General features: G+C 63.5%; 4 protein-coding genes and 1 pseudogene. All 5 read left to right on the top strand.

The window, feature by feature from the left end; translation table 11 throughout:
* Window positions 1-436, top strand: a 436-nt coding sequence (locus EN943_RS35895; RefSeq protein WP_127416483.1) for an LLM class flavin-dependent oxidoreductase, incomplete at its 5' end; no start/stop codon positions are given.
* A gap of 124 nt (window positions 437-560) precedes the next feature.
* Window positions 561-1,496: an ABC transporter ATP-binding protein gene (locus EN943_RS35890; RefSeq protein WP_127416482.1), complete on the top strand. Its 936-nt coding sequence runs from the start codon at window positions 561-563 to the stop codon at window positions 1,494-1,496.
* The gene (locus EN943_RS35885; RefSeq protein WP_032898718.1) at window positions 1,493-2,392 is read left to right on the top strand and encodes a branched-chain amino acid ABC transporter permease; all 900 of its coding nucleotides are present in this window, start codon (window positions 1,493-1,495) and stop codon (window positions 2,390-2,392) included. The genes EN943_RS35890 and EN943_RS35885 overlap by 4 nt, the downstream gene beginning before the upstream one ends.
* Before the next feature lie 3 nt (window positions 2,393-2,395).
* The gene (locus tag EN943_RS35880) at window positions 2,396-3,436 is read left to right on the top strand and encodes a branched-chain amino acid ABC transporter permease (RefSeq protein ID WP_127416481.1); all 1,041 of its coding nucleotides are present in this window, start codon (window positions 2,396-2,398) and stop codon (window positions 3,434-3,436) included.
* A gap of 78 nt (window positions 3,437-3,514) precedes the next feature.
* A pseudogene (locus tag EN943_RS35875) lies at window positions 3,515-3,728 on the top strand (ABC transporter permease); the annotation flags it as partial.

The following is a 3,728-nucleotide window of genomic DNA, read 5'->3' as shown; positions in this document are numbered from 1 at the left end:
CCTCAGGGCTAAGGCGAAGGCCAGCAACCATTCCGTCAAGGTCGGCGTCAACGCTTTCGCCGTCGTTCGCGAGACCGAGGACGAGGCCAGGGCGGTGCTCGCCGAAATCATCGCCAAGGCCAATCCCGACGCGGTCAACGCATTTGGCCACGAGGTCAAGAATGCCGGCAAGGCCTCGCCGGAAGGTGAGGGCAATTGGGCGAAATCGTCCTTCGACGATTTGGTCCAGTACAATGACGGCTTCCGCTCGAACCTGATCGGCACGCCCCGGCAAGTCGCCGAGCGCATCGTCGACCTGAAGCGCGCCGGCGCCGATCTCATCCTGCTCGGCTTCCTGCATTTCCAGGAAGAGGTCGAGTATTTCGGCAAGCATGTCATCCCGCTCGTCCGCGAGCTGGAAAACGCCGAGGCGGCAGCGTCGCTGGCGGCGGAGTAGTCACCCCCACAGGCTGGCCGGACAGGCTCCGGCCAGCACACGCATGAAAGCTACCCGGCGCGCTCGATTCATCGAGCCGCAATCAGGATTTGCGCGCCTGCTGAAGCAATCGAGGACGATTGGAATGCCTCTGCCCAGTTATACGCTCGGAGTGATGGAGGCTTCCGCCTATGCGCCGGAAGTCTTTGCACGCGGCTTGCCGTCAGACCAGCGGCCGGAGCAGTCGTTCGAAGATGCCGCCAAGCCGGCAGGGTCCGTTGCCGACGCCGCCTCTCCCTTGCTCGCGCTTCAGGGCATCAGCCTGTCGTTCGGCGGCGTCGTCGCGCTGGCCGACGTCGACCTGTCGGTTCTGTCAGGCGAGATCCGCGCCATCATCGGACCGAACGGCGCCGGCAAGAGCTCGCTGATCAACGTCATCAGCGGTGTCTACCGGCCGGATCGTGGCCATGTCCAGCTCGACGGTACCTTCTATGCCCAGGTCCCGACGCAGCGGCTGGCCCATCTCGGCGTCGCCAGAACCTTCCAAAACCTTGCACTGTTCAAGGGCCTCAGCGTCCTCGACAATGTCGCCTCTGGCCTTGCCTACAAGGTTCGCTCCAACTTTGCCGGCCAGGTGCTCGGCATCGGCCGCTCGCGCGGCGAGCAGCGCGATTCACGCAGCCGTGCCGAACAGATCCTCGAATTCCTCCATCTCACCGCCATTCGCGACCGTCTTGTCGGCACCTTGCCTTACGGGCTGCAGAAGCGTGTCGAACTGGCCCGCGCGCTGGTGGCCGAGCCGCGCCTGCTTTTGCTCGACGAGCCGATGGCCGGCATGACGGCGAGCGAAAAAAGCGAGATGGCGTCTTTCGTCCGTGCCGCGCGCGATCGCTTCGCCACCACCGTGGTGTTGATCGAGCACGATGTCGGCGTCGTCATGGGTCTGTCCGATCGCATCGCCGTTCTCGACTACGGCCGCAAGATCGCCGACGCCACGCCCGATGAAGTCAGGAACGACCAGCGCGTTATCGATGCCTATCTCGGCGTCGCCTCGGACAATGAGGACGGGGCAGGCATATGATCGCCGATTTCGACTACCAGTTCTTCATCGAAGTGCTCGTCGGCGGCCTGCTCTCAGGTGTCATGTATTCGCTTGTCGCGATCGGCTTCGTGCTCATCTACAAGACCTCGGGCGTGCTCAATTTCGCGCAAGGCGCGATGTTGCTGTTTGCGGCACTCACCTTCGTCAGCCTTGTCGAACGCGGCATTCCGTTCGCGCTGGCGCTGGCGGTCACCTTCGCCATCATGGTGGCGATGGGTGTCGCCATCGAGCGCACGGTGCTCAGGCCGCTGACCAACAAGCCGCCGATCACACTGTTCATGGCGACGCTCGGCCTGTCCTACATCATCGAGGGCGCCGCCCAGCTGATTTGGGGCACGCAGGTCCACGGTCTCGACCTCGGCATCGAAGACGTGCCGCTGGAAATCGGCGGCGTGCTGATCAGCCAGTTCGACATTTTTGCCGCGGTGGTTGCCGCCGGCATGGTTCTCCTGCTGTCGTTGTTCTTCCGCTACACCCGCATCGGCCTCTCCTTTCGCGCCGTTGCCGACGATCAGTTCGCGGCCCTCGCGGTCGGCCTCAGGCTACCCTTGATCTGGGCCACCGTCTGGGCTGCCGCCGGTCTTGTCGCACTGGTGGCGGGACTGCTCTGGGGTGCGCGCCTCGGCGTGCAATTCTCGCTGTCGCTGGTGGTGCTGAAGGCGCTGCCCGTACTGGTGCTCGGCGGCTTCGATTCCATCCTCGGCGCCATCGTCGGCGGGCTTCTGATCGGCGCCAGCGAGAAGCTCGCCGAGGTCTATATCGGCGACTATTTCGGCGGCGGCATCGAGAGCTGGTTTGCCTATGTCGTCGCGCTCGTCTTCCTGCTGATCCGCCCTTCCGGCCTGTTCGGCCAGAAGCTCGTCGAGAGGATCTGAACGATGACCGCGATAACAGGCGATTTCGCCGCCGCGCCGGTGCTGCCGAAATGGATCGTGCCCGTGCTTTTGCTCGCTTTCGCTTACGGCGTCGTGCCGCTGATCGGCTCGAGCTATCTGTTCGAAGCCATCCTGCTGCCGTTCCTGGCGCTCAGCCTCGCCGGCGTGGGCTTGAACATCCTGACCGGCTATGCCGGCCAGGTCTCGCTGGGCAGTGCTGCCTTCATGGCGGCGGGCGCGTTTGCCGCCTACAATTTCAACCTGCGCGTCGAGGGCCTGCCGCTGATCGGCAGCATCTTCCTGGCCGGCATCGTCGCCGCCGCGATCGGCATTGTCTTTGGGCTGCCGAGCCTGCGTCTGAAGGGTTTCTATCTCGCGGTCTCGACGCTTGCCGCGCAGTTCTTCGTGCAATGGGCGCTGACCAAGTTCAGTTGGTTCTCCAACAACTCGGCGTCAGGCGTCATCGACGCGCCGAGACTGTCGATTTCAGGTTTCGCGCTCGACGGCGCCATCGGCCGCTATCTCTTCGCACTGACCATCGTCACCGTCCTGACCTTCCTCGCCCATCGGCTGGTCTCGTCGCAGACCGGGCGCAACTTCATCGCTATCCGCGACAATGAAACCGCCGCCCGCATCATCGGCATCCCGGTGCTGAAGACCAAGCTGCTGGCCTTCGCCATCTCGTCCTTCATCATCGGCGTTGCCGGCGTCATCTGGGCCTTCGCCTATCTCAGGACCGTCGAGCCGGATGGCTTCGATCTCGATCGGTCGTTCCAGATCCTGTTCATCATCATCATAGGCGGCCTGGCTTCGATCCGCGGCGCGTTTTTCGGCGCCGCCCTCATCGTGGTCTTTCCACTCGCTCTGTCGCGCCTCGGCGGCTTCCTGCTTGGCGATCTCTTCGATTCGGGCGTGCTCGACATGAGCCAGCGCATCGTGCTGGGCGCGCTCATCATCCTGTTTCTGATCCTTGAACCCGACGGGCTGGTGGCGCTGTGGGACAGGGTCCGAAGACGGCTCCTGTTCGCCTGGCAGTCGACCTGAGCTGATGCGCCCGAAATTGAACCACATCCGAAAATGAACAAGGGCCTCAACGCGGCCCATACCGGGAGTACCCTAACCATGTCTTTCCTCAGCACTATCAAGGCGGCGGCTTTGTCCGCGGCGATGATCGTGTCGGTGGCCTTGCCCCCCGCGCACGCCGACGAACAATATTTTCCGCTGCAGAGCTATCGCGTAGGGCCTTATGCGGCCGGCGGCACCGGTTTCTTCGGCGGGTTCATCGACTATCTCAACCTCATCAACCTTCTCCACGGCGGCGGCAACCGCGGCAAGC

It is taken from the genome of Mesorhizobium sp. M7A.F.Ca.US.006.01.1.1, assembly GCF_003997935.1.
GTDB lineage: Bacteria > Pseudomonadota > Alphaproteobacteria > Rhizobiales > Rhizobiaceae > Mesorhizobium.
This window is presented reverse-complemented; position numbering and strand designations above follow the sequence as displayed.